The organism is Chloroflexus sp. (genome assembly GCF_034432675.1).
In the GTDB taxonomy this organism is placed as follows: Bacteria; Chloroflexota; Chloroflexia; order Chloroflexales; family Chloroflexaceae; genus Chloroflexus.
Genome location: NZ_DAOUBI010000167.1, coordinates 1 through 19,622 on the forward strand (window position 1 = coordinate 1; position 19,622 = coordinate 19,622).

Annotated in this window: 14 protein-coding genes, 1 tRNA gene and 1 riboswitch; of the genes, 7 read left to right on the plus strand and 8 right to left on the minus strand. The window is 56.3% G+C overall.

The features are described 5' to 3' along the window. The coding region (locus VAE55_RS12330) for a hypothetical protein (RefSeq protein WP_322816079.1) at window positions 1-195 on the plus strand (195 nt) is incomplete at its 5' end. A gap of 93 nt (window positions 196-288) precedes the next feature. Here the strand turns inward: VAE55_RS12330 and VAE55_RS12335 are convergent. Together VAE55_RS12335 and VAE55_RS12340 are read right to left on the minus strand one after the other, a co-directional pair. Then, a complete protein-coding gene (locus tag VAE55_RS12335; protein WP_322816080.1) occupies window positions 289-3,378 on the minus strand; it encodes a response regulator in 3,090 nt (1,029 codons plus the stop codon). Beyond that, window positions 3,375-4,427 (minus strand): spermidine/putrescine ABC transporter substrate-binding protein, encoded by a 1,053-nt coding sequence (locus tag VAE55_RS12340; protein WP_322816081.1) that lies wholly within the window; start codon window positions 4,425-4,427, stop codon window positions 3,375-3,377. The genes VAE55_RS12335 and VAE55_RS12340 overlap by 4 nt, the downstream gene beginning before the upstream one ends. A gap of 172 nt (window positions 4,428-4,599) precedes the next feature. On the opposite strand from VAE55_RS12340, the gene recJ reads away from it, so the two are divergent. From recJ to VAE55_RS12365, 5 genes are all read left to right on the plus strand, one after another. Beyond that, the gene (gene recJ, locus VAE55_RS12345; RefSeq protein ID WP_322816082.1) at window positions 4,600-6,312 is read left to right on the plus strand and encodes a single-stranded-DNA-specific exonuclease RecJ; all 1,713 of its coding nucleotides are present in this window, start codon (window positions 4,600-4,602) and stop codon (window positions 6,310-6,312) included. Window positions 6,313-6,739: 427 nt separating this feature from the next. Continuing rightward, the gene (gene bchD, locus VAE55_RS12350) at window positions 6,740-8,644 is read left to right on the plus strand and encodes a magnesium chelatase ATPase subunit D (RefSeq protein WP_322816083.1); all 1,905 of its coding nucleotides are present in this window, start codon (window positions 6,740-6,742) and stop codon (window positions 8,642-8,644) included. 1,217 nt (window positions 8,645-9,861) lie between these two features. Then, complete coding sequence (locus tag VAE55_RS12355) at window positions 9,862-11,355, plus strand: replication-associated recombination protein A (RefSeq protein WP_322816084.1); 1,494 nt, start codon at window positions 9,862-9,864, stop codon at window positions 11,353-11,355. Between the two features lie 76 nt (window positions 11,356-11,431). Beyond that, window positions 11,432-12,589, plus strand: a complete 1,158-nt coding sequence (locus tag VAE55_RS12360; protein ID WP_322816085.1) for an FAD-binding oxidoreductase — start codon at window positions 11,432-11,434, stop codon at window positions 12,587-12,589. Between the two features lie 14 nt (window positions 12,590-12,603). Continuing rightward, on the plus strand, window positions 12,604-12,849 hold the full coding sequence (locus tag VAE55_RS12365) for a hypothetical protein (protein WP_012256329.1): 246 nt from the start codon (window positions 12,604-12,606) through the stop codon (window positions 12,847-12,849). Between the two features lie 823 nt (window positions 12,850-13,672). On the opposite strand, the gene VAE55_RS12370 is transcribed toward VAE55_RS12365, so the two are convergent. From VAE55_RS12370 to VAE55_RS12395, 6 genes are all read right to left on the minus strand, one after another. Then, complete coding sequence (locus tag VAE55_RS12370) at window positions 13,673-14,440, minus strand: ABC transporter ATP-binding protein (RefSeq protein WP_322816086.1); 768 nt, start codon at window positions 14,438-14,440, stop codon at window positions 13,673-13,675. 370 nt (window positions 14,441-14,810) lie between these two features. Next, window positions 14,811-15,800, minus strand: a complete 990-nt coding sequence (locus tag VAE55_RS12375) for an ABC transporter substrate-binding protein (protein ID WP_322816087.1) — start codon at window positions 15,798-15,800, stop codon at window positions 14,811-14,813. Further along, window positions 15,800-16,618 carry an ABC transporter permease gene (locus VAE55_RS12380; protein ID WP_322816088.1) on the minus strand — a complete coding sequence of 273 codons (819 nt, stop codon included), beginning with the start codon at window positions 16,616-16,618 and terminating at the stop codon, window positions 15,800-15,802. The genes VAE55_RS12375 and VAE55_RS12380 overlap by 1 nt, the downstream gene beginning before the upstream one ends. Then, window positions 16,611-16,904, minus strand: coding sequence for a thiamine-binding protein (locus tag VAE55_RS12385; RefSeq protein WP_012256333.1), 294 nt, complete (start codon window positions 16,902-16,904; stop codon window positions 16,611-16,613). Before VAE55_RS12385 ends, VAE55_RS12380 begins: the two co-directional genes overlap by 8 nt. Before the next feature lie 80 nt (window positions 16,905-16,984). Next, a riboswitch (TPP riboswitch) is annotated at window positions 16,985-17,100 on the minus strand. 251 nt (window positions 17,101-17,351) lie between these two features. Then, window positions 17,352-17,426 (minus strand) — tRNA-Ile (locus VAE55_RS12390). A gap of 35 nt (window positions 17,427-17,461) precedes the next feature. After that, window positions 17,462-18,268, minus strand: coding sequence for a methyltransferase domain-containing protein (locus VAE55_RS12395; protein ID WP_416181196.1), 807 nt, complete (start codon window positions 18,266-18,268; stop codon window positions 17,462-17,464). 101 nt (window positions 18,269-18,369) lie between these two features. Here VAE55_RS12395 and VAE55_RS12400 point away from each other — a divergent pair, with 101 nt between their 5' ends. Continuing rightward, window positions 18,370-18,807: a phage holin family protein gene (locus tag VAE55_RS12400; RefSeq protein WP_322816090.1), complete on the plus strand. Its 438-nt coding sequence runs from the start codon at window positions 18,370-18,372 to the stop codon at window positions 18,805-18,807. The last annotated feature ends 815 nt before the right edge of the window (window positions 18,808-19,622 follow it).

The following is a 19,622-nucleotide window of genomic DNA, read 5'->3' on the forward strand; positions in this document are numbered from 1 at the left end:
AGTTATCCCACTATCACGATTGTTCTTGCTACGATGCTGCTGATGGATCACGCTTGCCTGTCCAGGTGCTACCCCTGTCACGATGTGACAGGGGGTTTTTTGTTGGTATTTCATCCTGTTATGGGCGAAGCTGGTGCGGCGATCTCCCTGACCCAGTGGCTATTCATACCAGTTTCTCACGAATACATTGTATGATTTCACATCTGGTAGCAACGAATGCATGACACGCTACCCAACCATCACCCTGACGCTGCATCAGTGCTCCCGCCGGTGTAGTAAGAATGCGGTTCACAGCCGTTCCCATATCAGTTTGCGAACCAGCTCAAGGAGATCACCCCGTCGATAACGCCCCTTCTGCAACACGACAGCGCCAATACTGGCAAGAAGTTCCAGCTCCTCGCGCCGCAGTGTCCGCTCTGATACCACAATCACCGGTGCTTCCAGATCGGCGTGTACTTCGCGTAAGAGTACCAGACCATCAACGTCCGGCAATGTCATATCCATGATCACCAGTTGTGGCTTATTGGTACGCCAGATGGTTGCCCCAATCTGCCCGTTGTTTGCTTCCAATACAACCCAACCATCACTCTCCAATGCCCGACGGATCATCAGCCGTGTTGGAGGTTCATCATCAATTACCAAAATGGTGCGCGACATTGCAGTTCTTGAGCGGCGAGATAACACGACCTGCACCGTCTGAATCACCTGTTCAGTCTCCCCCGGCCATACTGCATAATCGGTGCTACCGGTACTCTCAACGTTATCGGTCAACCAGATGATCGGCACATCTTGCCAGCCGGCAGCCTGTAAGGTCGCTACCACCAGATCACGATTTTCCGGTACATCCATCAGAATGACAGCAGGCGGACGGTAGAGACGATTTAGCACATGCGCAAGACTGGCTTCGCTTTGCACCTGCCAGCCAAATTGTTCTAATGCTGCCTGTAGCACACGTGCCTGCGTTGTCGTAATCAACACCAGATCAGGCTGAGGGAGGTACGCCGGCGGTGACACTTCCTCAGCATTGCGTAGCGTGCCAAGAGGGATACGAATAGTGAACCTGACTCCACCTGCAGTACGAGGAACTACCTCAAATGTCCCTCCCATCAACCCACACAACTGACGGCTCAGCGCCAGACCACATCCTTCATCAAACTGGCGTGTTGTGTCTGGGGGAACGGCGAAAGGCGTAAGTAGTGCATTCAGATGCTCTGAACTCAGTGATAGTCCAGTATCGGTGATTATGACTTCGAGTGTGTCTATTTCGTCGCCACTCAATCGCTGTACACGTAGTGTGAGCACACCGCGCTTCGTGGTCGTGGCAGCAAAACGCAGCGGATAGATTAAGATCTGGCGTAACCGATTCAGATCAGCCACGATCATCCCTACTTGCGCAGGGCGCTCAATGTCAAAACGATGTTGGTGTTGGTGGATGAGAGGTGATATTTCTTCAAGAATATTATCGAGCAGGGCATCAAAGATAAAAGGTTCCGGTTGTAAGCTGAGAGAACCGATCTCGATTTTTGCACTGTCGAGAAGAAGGTTAAAACGGTTCACCAGGTGACGTCCGGCACGCCGAATCTTGTCGATATCTTCGGCAAACATTGTCTGGGTAGCCAGCGCCTCGCGCAACAATTCACTGAGCGCAATAATGGTATTCAACGGTTGACGAATGTCGTGATCGAGACGAACCAGAAATGTGCTGCGTTCCCGGACGGCCACCTCAGCGCGTTCTCGGGCACGCTGTAATTCAGCCATTATGGATACCCGATTGAGCGCATACGTGGTTAACTGCACAGCAAGACGCAAGTTCTCAATATCACCGTGATCGAAGGCGTAAGGCTGTGGACGATAGACGACCAGGATGGCCTGGGGATGTCCTTGCACGGCAATCGTTGCCACAATCGCCGATCCCTCAGCCTGGATCCGGTTGATGATTGAATGCTGCCGAAGATCGGGAATGTAGAACGGATTAGCCGTATACTGCTCAAGTGCAGGCGGCGCCGTCAGTGTAAGGAGAGGATTGTGCTGATAGCCGTGGGTAATGTAGGGCAGCCATTGCCTTGAGTCCGGATCACAAACGTAGATACCAATCCGATCTTGATTTTCACGAATGGCAACAAACGCATCGACGACAGATCGATAAATCTCATCCTCGCTGTGGGCACTATTCAAGCGCAAACTCAAATCAATCAATGTCCGTTCGCGCCATCGTTGCTGCTGCGAACGGACAAGAACCGTCTCTTTTTCGCATAAGGCGTCTTGCAATTGTGCAGTACGCTGTTGGATGCGCTCTTCAAGTGTAGCAATCGTTGCATTCAAGCTGGTAGTTAGTCTCGCTAATGAGCGGGCAAGGTCCACAATTTCATCAGTACCGACGAGCGGGATTGGTGTCTCGCGCCATCCCTCGGCAACTCGTCGCGCTGCGTTTGTCAATGTGATGAGTGGCTGGGTAAAGTAGCGGTTAATAAACCAGCTACCGCCGATGAAAATTGCGGCACTGCTCCCGATCATCCACATCACGAGCCAGAAGCCAATCCAGATCGTTGTCGAAAAAGAGGCATTTGCTTGTTGTTGTTCAGATTTCAGTATGCGCGTAAGTTCGTTGATGATCAGCAGGAGATCATCAGTCTGATACTGTAAGGTGTTAGCGTGTTGCTGCAAATCGCGATCAAGTGTGGCTAACAGTAAAAAATGCTCCAGATAGTCAGCAACGTCTCGTTCTACCACGACTCGTTCCGTATCCGGCAAAGAGGATGCGATGGCGTAGAGTTTCTTAATCTGAAGTCGAACATTATCGATATACTCTTGTCGTCGGGTCGAGAGATATGCCTGTTCGTCTAAGGAGAGACGTAAACCAAGTTCTTGAAAGTCAGCAAGATTACGCTCAAGGTGTTGCCAGAGTTTGTACCGTGCGTCACGCAGCTCCTGTTCAATACCGTCAGTACACTGACGCTGTTCGATCTGATTTTTGATCTGGTTCACTGTCGTCTGGTATTGCTCCAGCAGACGAGCCATCGCTTGTCGATGGAACACCAGTGCAGGAACATCTGCATCAAACGTCGCCAGTTCATGCAACCCTGTTACGACATTAGTGATGGCGGCTGAAAGTTTTCTCTCAACTATCGGGTCGAGGCGTTGATTGTGACTCGCCAGCTCAATCAGGTCGTAATCGTACTGGCGAGCTATCAGAAAGTCTGCCTTGAGATCGAGCGTTGTCTCCAGTATCTGTTCAAGTTGCCGTGATCGCCGAATGGCCTGATCTTGAAGGAATAAGAACAGGCCCAACCCAATGAATGAGATCAATAACGAAAACGAAACGGCACCGGCAATCCCGACAACGAGACGACGTCGGCATGAAGGGGTTGATGACGTCATTGGCGTACCTCTATCCACGCCGCACGGTACAGTTCACGTACCGCAGGGTCTACATCAATTAGCCGAAAGAGTAATCCTCTCTGCTCAAGAATCTGTTGATGCTGAATCTGCACCTGTAACTCAGCATCTAACAGCGGCCAGGCAGCCTGATTGGGTGTGCCGTAGCGGGTCGTATTGACCAGAGCTGCACCGTTTTCAGCATCCAGGATAAAATCGATAAACTGTTCGGCAGCCGCTTGCTGAGCAGACCCAGTCGGTATGCACATGCTATCGACCGTAAACAGACTACCCTCCTGGGGAATGGCAAAACGCAGGTTATCATCGGTACGTGCCACTTGCAACAAATCACCGCTCCACTCCACAACAATGTCAACCCTGTCTTGTTGCAACATATCCTGTCCGTCATTTGCAGCAAGATGCTGTATGTACGGTCGCACCGTTAATAACCAATCCCGGGCCGCACCGATAGCGACTGGATCACTGGTATTTGGACTATAACCCAACATAATCAGGACCAGTCCCAAACTTACACGTGCATCATCGATCAAGGCCATGCGCTTGATTTGAGCCAGATCAAACGCTGCTGCCAGACTCTCGATCTCGCGACCGATGGTTGCATAACGATAACCAAGGCCGACTATGCGCCACAAGTATGGCACACAAAAGCGATAACCTGGATCAATGCTCGATCTGGCAAAGACCGGATCGATGTTGTTCAGATATGTGATCCGTTCGCGATTGAGCACAGCCAGTCGTTGCTCACGGCGTAAGCGCTCGGCCAGTTCATCACTGACGATGATCAGATCGTAGCCTTGCTTGCTCGTTGTTAGCAGATTGTACGCTTCTTCACTACTCCTGTACGTATGATACGCAATATCTACCCCGGTTTCGGCAGTAAATTGCACCAGGAGCGCATGATCAATCGAGGTTTCCCGGTTCAGGATATGCAACACCGGCAATGAAGAAGGCAGTGATGGCGGTGATGGTGGTATGGTACATCCGATCAGGATGCAGCAGAGCAGGATTGTAGAAGTAAGACGTGGTAGCATAAAGTGTGATGACAGTGCAACGATTTACCATTCTCAACGGTTTTAATAATAGCACTCCACTATTACCGACAAATGGAGATACGTATGAAAAATCGTTGCAATTACCTCTGAGATGAAAACAGCGTATAATAATCGCCGCTTGCCATGATGCTATTGGCCAGGAGTTACAGGTATGTCAGCTCGCCGTCAGCGCTGGGAGATCCGTCCGCCAGCACCCACTTCTTTCGTTGAGCAACTCGGTCTGCACCCGTTGCTTGCCCACCTTCTTTATCAGCGTGGCTTGCATGAGCCATCCATCGCCAGAGCTTTTCTTAATGCTGATTACAGCTCCGGCCTGCACGATCCGTTTGCCATGCGAGGTATGGCAGCCGCTGCCGGTCGTATTGCTGAAGCGATTGAGCGGGGCGAATTGATCGCCGTCTACGGCGATTTTGATGTCGATGGGATCACTGCGGTTGCCCTGCTGACGCAGGCGATCAAGGCGATGGGGGGACGGATTCGGCCATACATTCCGCATCGTGCCCGCGAAGGGTATGGTCTTAACAATCTGGCGATTAGTCAGTTGGTGGCCGATGGTGTCACATTGCTGATAACGGTCGACTGCGGCATTTCCAATTATGCAGAGGTAGCCGAAGCCAATCGGCTCGGCCTCGATGTGATTGTCACTGATCACCACCATCCACCCATGTTGCTGCCGCCAGCCCTGGCAATAGTGAATCCACGCCAGCCCGACTGTGCCTATCCATTCAAAGGTCTGGTTGGGGTCGGGATTGCCTTCAAAGTCGTGCAGGCACTGGCACGTTACGGTAAGCGGCCAGCCGGTTTACGTGGACGTGATCTGCTCGATCTGGTTGCGCTCGGCACTGTCGCCGATATGGGTCCACTCCACGACGAGAATCGGGTGTTGGTACGGGCCGGCTTGATTGCGCTCAATGAAAGTTCGCGTCCTGGTGTCCTGGCATTGGTGGCGGCTGCTGGCCTGTCGCCGGGTATGATCGACAGCGGCGCAATTGCGTTCGCTCTGGCACCGCGCATCAACGCAGCCGGTCGCTTAGCCGATGCGCGTCGTGCGTATGAGCTGCTCCTGGCTGATGAGCGAATGAAAGCCGATCTGCTGGCTGCCGAATTGAATACCACCAATCGTGAGCGGCAGGCGTTGACCCGGCAATTATATGCCATGGCAGAAACTATGGTGATGCAGAGTGGTCGCACCGAACATCCGTTGATTGTCGTCTCGCACGCCGGTTTTAACGCGGGTGTTATCGGATTGGTCGCCGCCCGTTTGGTTGAGACCTATCATCGTCCGGTAATTGTGATCGAGCAAGGCGAGGAGACATCACGTGGATCAGCGCGCTCGATCCCCGGGTTTAGCATCATTGATCTGTTCGATCAATGTGCCGATCTCTTTGTCCGTTATGGTGGGCATGCTGCGGCTGCCGGTTTTACGATTTCCACGAACCAGATTACGGCGCTCGAACAGCGGTTACTGGCCCTGGGGAGCCAGCATCTGTCAGCCGAACAGCTCGTACCACGATTGTTGATCGATGCCACTGTGCCATTAAGTGATTTATCGTGGGATCTATACGCTACCCTGTGCCAGCTCGAACCGTTTGGGCAGGGTAATCCGCAGCCTGTGTTTATGACCCCCAATGTTACAGTCATTGATCCGCAACCGACAACTGATGGCAATCATCTGCGGATGCGTGTACGTGTCGGTCAGACCTCGTTCGAGGCTATCGGTTTTCACTTCGGTCGCTTCGCGGATGCGCTTTGCCGTCATCCAAACATCGATCTGGCGTACCAGTTGGCAGTTGATGAATGGAACGGACAGCGTCGCTTACGGCTGCTGGTGCGAGATTTCCGGCGCGCAACGAAGAGCGAGTGAGTGGAGAAGATGGCAGCAATCCTGGCATCGTGCAGATTGTTATGCCCGTGCCGGCACGCTGTCAGGTGTGCCACCAATAATCCAGGTTGCCACCTTACGTCACTACAGCGGTACGGGTCGTTGAGCGCGACGGGGGAGGGCTGGAACACGGATGGACGTGGGTGAGGCGGATGCACGCGGATAGATCGTCGCCCAAGGTGCCACCTTATACCACCACAGCGACACGGCGGATGGGCATACCAGATGGGCGTGACGTAGTGCGTTTACGGAACGGGCTGCGACCCAAAGACTCATACCGTTCAGGTACGCTGCACAATGTTGTGCGCAGCGTCGTGTTGTTCATCATAGCAGGTAGTCTTTCGTGGTCTGCTCACAGCGTAGGTGGCAACTTGGATTATCATCATAGTCGCTGTTGAAGGAACCTGATATGGTGCAAAAAGCCATTGCATTACCGGCAGCGCCTCTGCCATTCACGGCAATTGTTGGTCTGGATACGGCCCGGCAGGCGCTGCTGTTGCTGGCGGTTGATCCATCACTGGCCGGGGTTGCGATTGGGGCCGGCGCCGGCACCGGCAAAAGCGCACTAGTACGGGCTTTTGCCCGTATGCTGGCCGGTGGTCGTGAATTTGATCCAACCATCCCCTGGCAGTTGGTCGAGATGCCGGTCGGCGTGAGCGAAGATCGACTGCTAGGGGGGATAGATATTGAGGCAACCCTGGCGACGGGTGAGCGTGTCCATCGCAGCGGTCTGCTGGCCCGCGCCAATGGCGGTATGCTCTACGTGGATAGTGTGAATCTGCTCGATGACAGCACTATCAACCACATTTTGAGCGCACTCGATAGCGGTGTTGTGCGGGTTGAGCGGGAGGGGATTTCGATCGTTGAACCGGCCCGCTTCGTGCTGCTGGCAACTTACGATCCGGCAGAAGGGCCACCTCGTCGCCACTTACTTGACCGACTGGGATTGATTGTGGCGCCGATTGGGAAAGCGCCGGTAACGAACAGAGCCGAAGTGGTGCGTCGTAACTTGCAACCCGACACCGATTATGAAGATGACGAAGCGCTGGTATTGGCCGGCATCCTGGCTGCGCGTGAGCTATTGCCTTCAGTCACCATCAGTGATGAGCAGATACAGCAGTTGAGCCTGACGGCACTGGCGCTCGGTATTGAAGGTCATCGCGCCGACCTGTTTGCAGTACGTGCAGCCCGCGCCGCCGCTGCACTGGCCGGACGGGAAGAGGTGAATAACGACGATCTCGAACTGGCAGTACGATTGGTCATGCTGCCACGCGCAACCCGCCTCCCCGAAATGACGCCGGAAGAGGCCGGGCCGCCGCCACCACCGGAACCGGCACCACCCCCGCCATCACCAGAGAATAGTGACGATGAGCAGCGCGACGATGAAGAGGAGAAACCACCGCAACCGCCTGAAGACGAGCTGACCATCGAAGAGCTGATTCTGGCGGCGATGGAGACTGATGTGCCGCCAGATATTCTCGAAACACCGTTTACCGTGCGGCGACGCGGACGGAGCGGCTCACGCGGCACAATTTCGGGTCAGCGCGGGCGACATATCCGCTCGGTGCCGGGGAAACCGGCTCAGGGACGGCTCGATGTCATTGCCACCCTGCGGGCAGCCGCGCCGTGGCAACGGCTTCGGGCGGCAGAATACCACCCCCACCGGCGCGGGCGCATCCATTTGCGTGCTGATGACTTGCATATCAAGAAATATCGCTCGAAGGCAGGCACGCTCTTCTGCTTTCTGGTTGATGCCAGCGGTTCGATGGCGCTGCACCGGATGCGCCAGGCCAAGGGAGCGGTTAATGCGCTCTTGCAACAGGCCTACGTTCACCGTGACCAGGTAGCGTTACTGGCATTCCGTGGCGAACGCGCCGACCTGCTACTCCCCCCATCACAAAGCGTCGAGCTGGCCAAACGCGCCCTCGATGTCTTGCCAACCGGTGGTGGTACCCCCCTGGCCGCCGCCCTCCTCGCTGCGTACCAGATTAGCGAACAGGCCCGCTCACGAGGCATCTTCCGCACAACTATCGTCTTGATCACCGATGGACGGCCAAACGTCCCGCTCAAAGCCGATCCGACGATGGACAAAGCACGGCGGCTCGAACAGGCCCGGCAAGAAGTGCAGCAACTGGCCGGTCGGCTGCGTGCCGCCGGTGTTGGAGCAGTTGTGATCGACACCCAGCGCAGTTTTGTGTCGCGTGGCGAAGCACAACAACTGGCGGCCTGGCTGGGCGGACGTTATGTCTACCTGCCAAACGGACGAGGTGATCAGATCGCCAACGCGGTGATTGCAGCCAGTGAGGAGGGTTAACACTGTAGAAGCAGGTTCCTGGAGCTGACATCATCAAACCGGCATACACCATCTGAGCTGGCGTGTACCGCACAGCCGCGATGTCACGCCGAGAGTATGAGGTGATGGGGCGACGCGGGTCGCCCCACATTTGTGTATAAGCACGTCCTCTTCGAGTAAGGGATAATATCGAATCTCAACCAATACTGTACATCATCGCTGCAACATCAATCGTCATCGGTCATCCCTTTCACCGTGTTTTGTTGCGTTGTTAGCAATGCACCGGTGCAATTCCCCGTGGGGCTGACTTCCAGCCTGCGTTTATACTTCCCTTTCACCAGAGTCACGTACCGGCGAGAGAAACCGCTACGACCCGCGCCTGATTGTGAGCGCGACTGGAGCGGCAGCGTGACTGCCGCACTCCAAACCGCGCGACACGTGCACGACGAGCGGGAAAGGTAACCCATCCAGCACGTGCTGGCACGACTGGAACGCGCACTGCTACCGGGCCAGTCGCCCAAAACAGCACATGTGGCGATCATACCCGCTGATAAATGCGTGGTTAACACCATACAATAGTTGTGGGTAATGCATAGGCGGCGGGGAGGGGTGCCTTCAGCCCCGAAGAGGCGTGCAGGTCGTGAGGGAGGGCTTCAGCCCGCACGACCCGGCGGGTTCGCGAGTCGGCGGGAGCGGTTGCCTGCTCGCTTTAGCCAAGCTCTACCGTGACTTACGCGCTTCAGGTAGGGCCTCAGCCCACACGACCCGGCGGGACTGGTCTGGTGGCGGGGGCAGGTTGTCGTGCAGTAGGATGTTCGCACTCCAGGGTATTCCAGCGCTTGCACACCATAATAGGGTAAAACTCTCGTTAAATGACACCTGAAATAACAACACCGGTAACCGCATCCGGCTACCGGTGTCGTGTATTCGGCAACCCGCCGCCGAGGGATTATGAGGAAGGCGGAAGAGGGCTAGCGGGGAACAACAGAGGTAATGTACAGTTGTTTTTTTGAGGTTCGCTACAGTCGCCCCCCCAACGACGGGTGTTGCCTTCGCTACACACCTATAGCATACGACACAGAGTTACGCCAGACAATAGTTCTTTACTCCCCCCTTCTATGACCCATGTGGTTTGCATATACTAGTATTAACATATTCGCTCAAACCAGCACCGGGCAGTTCACCGAATATGCTACAATCAAGGATAGTACAACCAAGGACTTACCGAAGCGTTGGCTATGCCACCTAAACCACGAGGAACAACTCTGTTCGATGCCCAACGACAGCAGGCGCTGCAACAACAGGCGCCACTGGCTGCCCGTATGCGCCCGCGCACACTCGAAGAGTTCGTTGGACAGCATCATCTTGTCGGTGAAGGCAAACTGCTCCGGCGAGCGATTGCGAATGATCAGCTCTTTTCGCTGATTCTGTGGGGACCACCCGGCAGCGGGAAGACGACGCTGGCGCAAATTATTGCGCACAGCACGAAAGCCCACTTCGAGCCGATAAGTGCAGTTAGTGCCGGAGTAAACGATTTGCGGCGAGTGGTGCAAGAGGCGCAAGACCGGCTCGGTATGTTCCAGCAGCGCACGGTGGTCTTTATCGACGAGATTCATCGCTTTAACAAGAGCCAGCAAGACGCAATCTTGCCCTACGTCGAAGATGGCACCATCATTTTGATCGGGGCAACGACTGAAAATCCATCCTTCGAGGTCAATTCAGCGCTCCTCTCGCGGGCCAGGGTCTTCAAACTCGAAGCCCTTACCGATGAAGAGATCGGGGTTCTGATTGATCGGGCACTCACCGACCGCGAACGCGGTTTGGGGGATTTGAAAATTATGCTGGCCCGCGATGCGCGTGACTACCTGGTCAATATGGCAAACGGTGATGCGCGGACGGCGCTGAACGCCCTCGAAGCAGCGGCGCGCTCGAAACCGCCGGCGATTGGTGAAACCCGGTTGATCATCGTCGATGATATTCGTGATGCGCTGCAAAGTCGGGCTGTGCGCTACGACAAGCACGGTGAACTGCATTACGATGCAATTTCGGCGTTGCACAAGAGTGTCCGCGATAGCGATCCCGACGGCGCACTCTACTGGTTGGGGCGGATGCTCGATGGCGGTGAAGACCCTCTCTATATTGCGCGGCGCCTGGTGCGGATCGCCGTCGAAGACATTGGGCTGGCCGATCCGCAGGCACTCCCGCAAACAATCGCTGCCCAACAAGCGGTTCACTTTCTCGGTCAACCGGAAGGTGAACTGGTGCTGGCGCAGGCCGTGGTTTATCTTTGTCTGGCACCGAAGAGTAACGCGCTCTACCGAGCTTATGGTGCGGTGCAACGCGATGTTGCCGAGACGCGAAACGAACCGGTACCGCTCCATTTACGAAACGCGCCAACGCAGTTGATGAAACGGTTAGGCTACGGTAAGGGGTATGAATACGCTCACGACCTGCCGGAGGGGCGTTCGGATCAGGAGCATCTCCCGCCCAATCTGACCGGACGCATCTATTACGAGCCGACCGGGCGAGGGTTTGAAGCTGTGGCGCGTGAGCGATTGGCCTGGCGTGAAAAGCGACGCCTGCAAACGCCACCAACCCCGTCACCAGTATCAGAGCCGGCACCCGGCGAAGAGTCGCAATTACCACCCGACGAGCTGGCACCCGGTGAAGAGCCGCAACTGCCACCTGCTGCTTCCGCATCACGGCGGCGTGAAAAGCGGGGTAAAGTATAGCACGTGAACGATGCATTGAAAAACGTAAAAACAAAGGATGCGCCAATGGCGGCGCACATCAGGCGAGGTGAGATGTATGATTGAGCGGGCACAAGTGGTTATTATTGGTGCAGGTGTAATCGGCGCCAGTATTGCTTTTCATCTGGCCGAACGTGGCCTGCGCGACGTGATCATCCTGGAGCGTGAAGAGACCGAAATCAGCGGTAGTACGGCCCGCTCGGCGGCGGGAGTGCGCCATCAATTTTCATCGCGTACCAATGTGCTGTTGTCACGCTATAGCATCGAGCGTTTACGCCATTTCAAGGAAGAAGTTGGCGGTCACGCCGAATTACGTCAAGTTGGCTACCTGTTTTTGATCAACGACGAGCAGACCTGGGCGCAATACATGCGCAACGTGGCGATGCAGCGCGAGTTGGGGGTGCGGGTCGAGGTTTTAACACCCGCTGAAGCAGCCCGCTTTATCCCGCAGATGCGGACCGACGATCTGATCGGTGCCACATTTGGCCCCGATGACGGGTACTGCGATCCTTACGGTATCGCCCTGGGTTATCTGCGTGCTGCGCAGCGCCACGGCGTGCGATTGTACCGGGGGAGACCGGTCACCGGCTTTCACATCCAGGGCGGTCGGGTGACGGCAGTTGAAACACCAGCCGGTACGGTGGGTTGCGAGTTTGTGATCAACTGCGCCGGGCCGTGGGCTGGTGAAGTCGCCGCCCTGGCAGGTCTTGATCTGCCGGTACGACCATACCGACGGAATGTGTATATGACGACACCCTTCCCGGCGATTAGTGCCCCAATTCCGCTGACGATAGATGTAGGCAGCGGTTTCTATATGCGGCGCGAGGGGCAGAGCATTCTGATGGGGCGGTCAAACCCCAATGAGCCAAGCAGTACCAACACAAATGTGGACTGGGACTGGTTGGAGGCAGTGATCGAAGCCGGTATCCACCGCTTCCCCATTCTCGAAACAGCCGGACTGGCCGAGCAGCAGTGCTGGGCCGGGTTGTACGAGATTACGCCTGATCATAACCCGATTCTCGGTCGTCACCCCGATCTGGCCGGTTACATTGATGCCAGTGGGTTTAGCGGTCACGGCATTATGCACGCACCGGCTACGGGCTTACTCATCGCCGAAGAGGTGATTGACGGTCGAGCACACACGATCAACATCGACGAATTGCGGATCGACCGATTCCGCAGTGGTCATCTGGCATCCGAATTTAATGTGATTTAGCGAGGTGATTTCCAATGACACTCGATGAAGCAATTGCCGAGATCAAGCGCCGGATTGCCGAGGTTAGTCCCAGCGCAGTCACGCGCGTCACCCGGGTTTCAGCAGAAGAGGCCAGCATCCGCGCTTACGCCCCTGCTGCCGACGAGCAAGCGATCAAGAATGCAACCAACGAGTTCACGTTATCGCTCTTGACGAATGAAGGGCTTGAGGTGCAGGTGCTGGTGTACGATATTACGACTTCTTTGCCACCAGAAGAGTAGAACCTACGTAAAAAAACAGACACTAGAGGAACAGGGAGGGGTGACACATATGTCGCCCCTTCGTTGTTGCTGCCTATGCATTACCCACATGTCACGCTGCGTTAGGCCGGACTGCACGCCCTCCCCGTGGCGCAGGCTTCCAACCTGCGTACAGGTATCCTCTCCACCGCCGGCAGGGGTTGGCCGTGGCAGATGGTACGCAGGCGAGAACCTATTGCAACAAAACGTCTACGCGCATTCCTGACCGACGCTATGATTGTAACAAGCACCCACATTATCCTCGTACCCCGCGGGGTCAACGGTATGCTACGCGCCGGATCGTGAGCACGGCTGGCGCGGCAGCATGGCTGCCGCACTCCAAACTGTGCGACACGCGCATGATGAGCGGGTAATGCAATCCATCCAGCACGTGATAGCACGGCTGGAGCAGCGCACTGCCATCGGGCCAGTCGCCCACAACAGTACCCATGGCGGTCATACCCGCTGATACACCCGTGGTTGACACCAGTTGTGGGTAATGCATAGGTTGTTGCTGCGGGCCATGCCGGATGGTCGGGTGTGTCATTGCCCGACGCTGCCTGTGAGCGCCTGGCTTCCTGACACTAGCGAGGATAACATCCGCGCACCGTAAAGGTTGTGAGGTCGGGCAGCGCGGCAGTATGGCTGCTGTACGCCATACGAACGGTGATGCATTGGCTAACGCTACCGGTGAGGGTGCGGCAGTGAGTTCGGACGTGCGGTAGCAGAGCAGTCGCACGCCAGGTTGACGGCATTCTGCCACTAAACCGCGAAGGCATCCTGACGGAAATGCTCGAATGCGGTGCTACGCATAGCGTTCGCCTTCCATCAAGACGGCCTGCAACTGGCGTTTCAATCGCGCAAACGCTTGATCTGTCACCAACGCATACGAGCGTGGTCGGGGAAGTTCGACCCGGACTTCAAGGGCAATCCGGGCTGGCCGGGGCGTGAGCACATAGATGCGATCTGCCAGAATGATCGCTTCATCAATGTCGTGCGTGACCAGAAGCACGGTACGGTCGAGGCGATCCCACAATGACAGTAACCACTGCTGTAACTGAGCACGGGTAAGCGCATCGAGAGCACCAAATGGCTCATCGAGGAGCATGACGGGCCGATGCCAGAGCACTGTGCGCAGAAATGCAGCCCGTTGCCGCATGCCGCCAGACAACATTGCCGGTCGGGCATCGCCCCACCCTTGCAAGCCGAAATCGGCCAGGAGCGCCCGCGCTTCCCGGCGTGCGACTGCAACATCGCCGCCCTGCACAACGGTCGCCAGAACAGCATTCTCTACCACCGACAGCCAGGGTAGCAGGGCGTCGCGCTGTGGCATGTAGGCAACCTGACCAAGGCAACCGGTAACATCGTTCCCATCAATCACCACTGCCCCGGCATCAGGGGTTTCCAGTCCCGCGATGATATTGAAGAGGGTCGTTTTGCCGCTGCCACTCGGCCCGATTACCGCCACAAATTCTCCTGCCGCAACCTGCATATTCAGGCCATCTAGCACGACGACCAGGCCGGTAGGGGTTGTAAAGGTTTTGCGAATCGCCCGTATCTCAAGCGTTGCCATATGTGTACCTGGTGCCGGTATGAGCGGCATATGCTGTCTGATACGATGAGCCAGATAATCGTGACAAGAACGTATGTCGTCCCCGCGACCAACAGAGTAATCAGCGTCACCCGCGCCGGATCGTGAGCATGGCTGCCGCACTCCAAACATCGCGACACGCAGATAACGAACGGGCAAGGCAACCAATCCAGCGCGTGATGGCAACATACTGGGAGCAGGGTATACTGTCTCTGGTGATTGGCAAGCCATTCATAAGCCTATGCGACGGTCGGGTAGCACGACAGCCCAGCTCTTGTAAAAATGTCACACCTGGATCGAGGGCAGTGGTGCGGCAGCAGGGTTTCCGCACCACATACCACCTCGCCACCCATCAAGGCAGAAACTCATTGGTAAACGCCTTTTCCGGTTCGATCATCCGGACAATCAAGTTGCGTTCGGCCATCCATTGGGCATACGCCCGCCAGACTTCAAGCTTCTGTTCACCCCAGCGGGGAGCATCGGCCTGATACTGGGTGGCCAGATATTGCTGACTGCGGCGCACCAGTTCGGCATCAAGCTCAGGCGCGGCCTGCAACAGTATCTCGGCTGCTTCGGCGGGTCGATCAATGGCAAAGCGATAGCCGGCACTCGTCGCTGCCAGGAAGCGGCGCACAAGATCGGGTTGTTCGGCGATCATCTTCTCACTGGTGATGATCACCGGGGTGTAGTAATCGGGGATGCACTGTACGTCGTTCATCATCACAATGTTGAGCGGTACGCCGCGCACCTCGGCTTCGATGCCGGTCCAGCCCTTAAAAATCCAGACAAAATCAACCTCATCGCGTTCGGTTGCGACAAAAAAGTCGGAGCTACCGATGTCTACGAATTGCACCTGTTCAAACTGATCGCTCACGCCTGCACATTCGAGCAGACCACGAATTACTGCCTCTTCAATCGGTGAACCGAAGGCACCATATTTTTTGCCGATAAAATCACGCGGACTAGTAATACCCTCTTCCACTCGGCTGGCGAATCCGCTGGTGTTGTGCTGAATGATCGCGGCAATCGAGACAATCGGCACCCCTTCTACCCGCGCCTGAGTGACGCCTTCCTGGTACGAGATGCCAAAATCGAGGCGACCGGCGGCCACAAGTTGCTCGACCGTACCACCCTCTTGCGCACCGAGAATCTCGACCTGCAACCCCTGATCTCTGTAGTAACCCTGTGCCTGCGCCACGTACAGGCCGGTATGGTTCGTATTCGGCGTCCAGTCCAGACCAACACGAACAGTTGTTAATGGGGCCTCAGTAGCTGGCGGTGTTGCTGCACTACCACAGGCCGTCAATACTACGATCAACCCTAAGAGTAACCATCTGCGCATCAACGTTCTCCTTTCCAGAAGACAATCCAGCGTTCGAGGAGACTGACCAGCGTAAACAGGGCAATTGTGAGCAGTGACGTGACCAGCGCGGCCACGAAGACCTGATCGGTACGAAACGCGCGCAGTGAGCGAGCGATGTAGACCCCCAATCCGGCACTGGCGCCGATCCATTCGGCGAGGACTGCCCCGATCACGCTGTAGGTAATGGAGACTTTGATCCCGGTGAAGATGGCCGGTAGCGCAGCCCGTAATCGCAAGAGACGGAGCAGTTGCCAGTAGCTGGCTCCCATCGCCTCTAGCAGGCGGCGCTGATCACGGTCGGCACTTTGCAGGCCATCAATCGTATTAACCACAATCGGAAAAAAGGTGATCAGCGCCACGACCAGCACTTTCGGCAGTAGTCCAAAGCCGAAGCCGACCACCAGTAGCGGTGCAATCGCGACTATCGGTACCGTCTGCGAGGTAACCAGCAGCGGATAGATCGCTCGCCGCAGGATGGGCGAGGCGTCGAGGGCAATCCCCAGGCTAAAGCCGGCAACCAGTGCCAGCGCGAAACCAGGGATGGTCACCGTCAACGTCGCCAGCGTGTGACCGGCCAGCACCGGCAAACTGGCGAACAATGTGCGGACGATCCGCGAGGGCGGCGGTAGCAGCCAGTCGGGGAGCGCGAAAAACCAGACCAGTCCCTCCCACAGGAGCAGCAGGCTGATGACGAGCAACGTCGGCGGGCCATACTCGAGCAGACCGGCCTGCCACGAAGGACGCACTGCTACCGTGACCGGCGTCGCAGGCATCGATTGCGAGACATCGTCACTCATACTTAGCCAGCTTTTCGGCGATTGATGATCCATTGGGGTCGTAATCCACCTTGATGAGGGTAAAGACGCGACTGGCGCCAGCTGCCAGTACCGCCTCTTGCGCCTGTTTGATCACCGCCATAATTGCATCGTAATCGCCTTCAATCGTCGTTTCCATCGGGCAGACACGGTAGGTCAGACCGCTGGCGGCAACGACCGCAATCGCAGCATCCACGGCAGCATACGTCGTTGCCTTATCAGGTAATCCGCCGGGCAGCACTTCAAAACTTACCGTTACCGACGCCATCGCTGAACTCCTTTCCCATCTCACAACCAACCAAACCACGTACAAACAAAAACCGCCATTCCAGCGCTGAGGAATGACGGGGTATCATCAATACGCCTTCCCTCCGCTGGCATAACCCAGATCAGGTTCAAAGGGTCAGCGGCATCAATCGGGCCGCACTCTCAGCCGGGCTTACCCGGCTCCCCTGGCAGCGCGTATGCGCTTTTGCAGTTTGAGAGGAATGATAGAAGGAAGTGGTACGGATGTCAAGCGGAGGAAATAGGAGATAGAAGATAGGAGGGAGAAGAGAGAAAATAGGAGGGAGGGGAGAGGGATTATGAGTTGGTGATAGGCTGGGATTGTGTCGCGGCCCGGTATGCACGAACGGTAGCAGCCGGCGCCCGGTTGGCGCGGCGCTGCGAGTGTAGAGAGAGTAAAAAAACAGGCGACCGCACTATCGGTCGCCTCTGGTGGGCCGCCTCGGATTCGAACCGAGAACCTGTCGGTTATGAGCCGATTGCTCTGCCGTTGAGCTAGCGGCCCATCAGCCCTATTATAGCCAGAGATCGGCCCTGTCGTCAATCCGGCGGACGCCGGCCAACCACCAGCAACATCGAACGTGTCGGCGGAATCGCTGCGGTGAGGGCAAAGAAGAGTGCTTTTGCCAGCACGCGATGCGGGGAACGCAGCAGTCGGCCTGCTTCAAGACCGACCCGCTCCCACGGCGCCTCGAACCGGCGCGATTGAATCCGAAAACCGGCCTGCTCGACCAGCCATGTCAACTCTTCCATCGTGTAGGTGCGACTGTGGGTTGTGTAGCGCGCCTCACCCTCTAACAGCATCTGATGGCGAAACTCCTCACGAGTACTCAGGCTCTGCCAGAGCAGCATGCGCAGGATTGCCCGCGCCCGGCTTTTCAGATACAGCTCGTTCGGGGTGGTGATCAACACCCGTCCACCGGGACGCAGCACACGATAAAACTCGCGCAAGATCGGCAGGGGTGAATAGACCATGTGCTCAATGACTTCAGAGAAAACAACCCAATCGAAGCTGGTATCAGGGTAAGGGAGCGGCTCCCGTTCCAGGTTCACCTGGCGCACCTCGACCCCCAACCGATCCCAGAGCGCTTTGCGGGTAAAGGGATCGAGATCGGCACCGCTGACCTGAAAGCCGGCACCCACCAGCAGCTCGGTGAAATGGCCGGGCGTGACCCCTACCTCTAGCACACGCGCACCATTGGCCGGCCCCATCGCCTGTAGCATTGCGGCAAACCGATAGCGGTGCAGCCGAAAATACGCCTCTTTACCATCAGCCCGCGCACTCTGTTCGACACGGGCAAATAATGCGGACTGGTCAACTTTTGTCATTGTCTGTTCGTCAATCATCATAGCGGTTGTCACCACACGTAACGCCGCGCCGTATAGTATCATACTCACGGCGGATGAGCGAGTCGTACCGATTTGTACAGAGATGGAAGGAGCAAGTAGTGAATTCATCATCTCCATCCTCACGACCATCACGTATTGACTATAGCCGGCTCTTCTTGCGCTGGCTCATCTATTCGCTGGCCATCTTTGCCGCGGTCTGGATCGTGCCGGGGATCGAGTTCAGCGGGCCGGGGTGGCAGATTGGCATTGTCGCTCTGCTATTTGGGCTACTCAATGCCTTGCTGCGCCCCCTCCTCTACCTGCTGACATGCCCGCTCGTTATTCTCACACTCGGCCTGTTTGGTCTGGTCATTAACGCTCTGCTCCTTGGCCTGACCTCGGCCCTAGCCGATCAACTCGGCATCGCCTTTACCGTTGATGGGTTCTGGCCGGCATTCTTCGGTGGCCTGGTCATCGCTATCGTTAGCACAACCCTGCAATACCTTGCCGGAGACGTGCAGGTGCGGATTATGGTGGAGCGCCGACCACCGGAGTAGAAGTGTGTTCTAACCTTCCAATACCTTCGCCAATTTTGAAATTATGCTTTTAACCGCCATATATGGTGGTTTTTTTGCAGGCCTACACCCCCATATATAGGGGTCTTGCAGGCACTTACGAATTTTGGCGAAGGTATTGAACCTTCAGGAAAAGCATAAATTGTACGGTTTGAACACTGAGCCGCTCGACCATGGCAACTGTATCCTCGGCAGATCCTACGGTTCACGAGGAATCGGGTATACATCATCACATCCAGCATTGAAAAGCCAGATGGTGGTGCATTGATCACACGCCGTGACTGTCATTGGCTGTTGAGCAATGCACCACGCGCCCAGAATATCCAATCTTAACCGACACCGTGCATTATGTATACCCGTAGTGAAACACTGCCGAGCGTGCCACCGATGACTCACCGGTGGTTCGTCGCAGACGCACAACCTGGTTCACAGGCAGGCGTGAGCAGGGACAGCGCCGGAGTGATAGGTATGAGAGTGTGACGGCGGTTAGGAGCCATTCGGTGCCGATCATTCCCGTCCCCAGCGAGGGCAGGTGAGGGTGGAGGTATTCCCCCGCCCCCCTCCTGACCTCCCTCCGCTGAGGGCTATGCATTACCCACATGTCACGCTGCGTTAGGCCGGGCTGCAAATACCCTCCGTTGCGCAGGCTTCCAGTCTGCGTGGAGGCATCCTCGCCTCCGCCGGCAGATGCTGACCGTGGCCGCTAGTGCGCAGGTACGAACCTCGTGCAACATAACCGTCTACGGGCAGGGATCGCATGCATGTCTGACCGACTCGCTGATCGGCACGAGCACATT

Bases quoted from the DNA above. Each gene is read 5' to 3' on its own strand.
- recJ (WP_322816082.1), top strand. From the start codon at position 4,600: ATGTCAGCTCGCCGTCAGCGCTGGGAGATCCGTCCGCCAGCACCCACT.
- bchD (WP_322816083.1), top strand. From the start codon at position 6,740: ATGGTGCAAAAAGCCATTGCATTACCGGCAGCGCCTCTGCCATTCACG.
- VAE55_RS12365 (WP_012256329.1), top strand. From the start codon at position 12,604: ATGACACTCGATGAAGCAATTGCCGAGATCAAGCGCCGGATTGCCGAG.
- VAE55_RS12355 (WP_322816084.1), top strand. From the start codon at position 9,862: ATGCCACCTAAACCACGAGGAACAACTCTGTTCGATGCCCAACGACAG.
- VAE55_RS12370 (WP_322816086.1), bottom strand. From the start codon at position 14,440: ATGGCAACGCTTGAGATACGGGCGATTCGCAAAACCTTTACAACCCCT.
- VAE55_RS12395 (WP_416181196.1), bottom strand. From the start codon at position 18,268: ATGATTGACGAACAGACAATGACAAAAGTTGACCAGTCCGCATTATTT.
- VAE55_RS12375 (WP_322816087.1), bottom strand. From the start codon at position 15,800: ATGCGCAGATGGTTACTCTTAGGGTTGATCGTAGTATTGACGGCCTGT.
- VAE55_RS12385 (WP_012256333.1), bottom strand. From the start codon at position 16,904: ATGGCGTCGGTAACGGTAAGTTTTGAAGTGCTGCCCGGCGGATTACCT.
- VAE55_RS12335 (WP_322816080.1), bottom strand. From the start codon at position 3,378: ATGACGTCATCAACCCCTTCATGCCGACGTCGTCTCGTTGTCGGGATT.
- VAE55_RS12380 (WP_322816088.1), bottom strand. From the start codon at position 16,618: ATGAGTGACGATGTCTCGCAATCGATGCCTGCGACGCCGGTCACGGTA.
- VAE55_RS12340 (WP_322816081.1), bottom strand. From the start codon at position 4,427: ATGCTACCACGTCTTACTTCTACAATCCTGCTCTGCTGCATCCTGATC.
- VAE55_RS12360 (WP_322816085.1), top strand. From the start codon at position 11,432: ATGATTGAGCGGGCACAAGTGGTTATTATTGGTGCAGGTGTAATCGGC.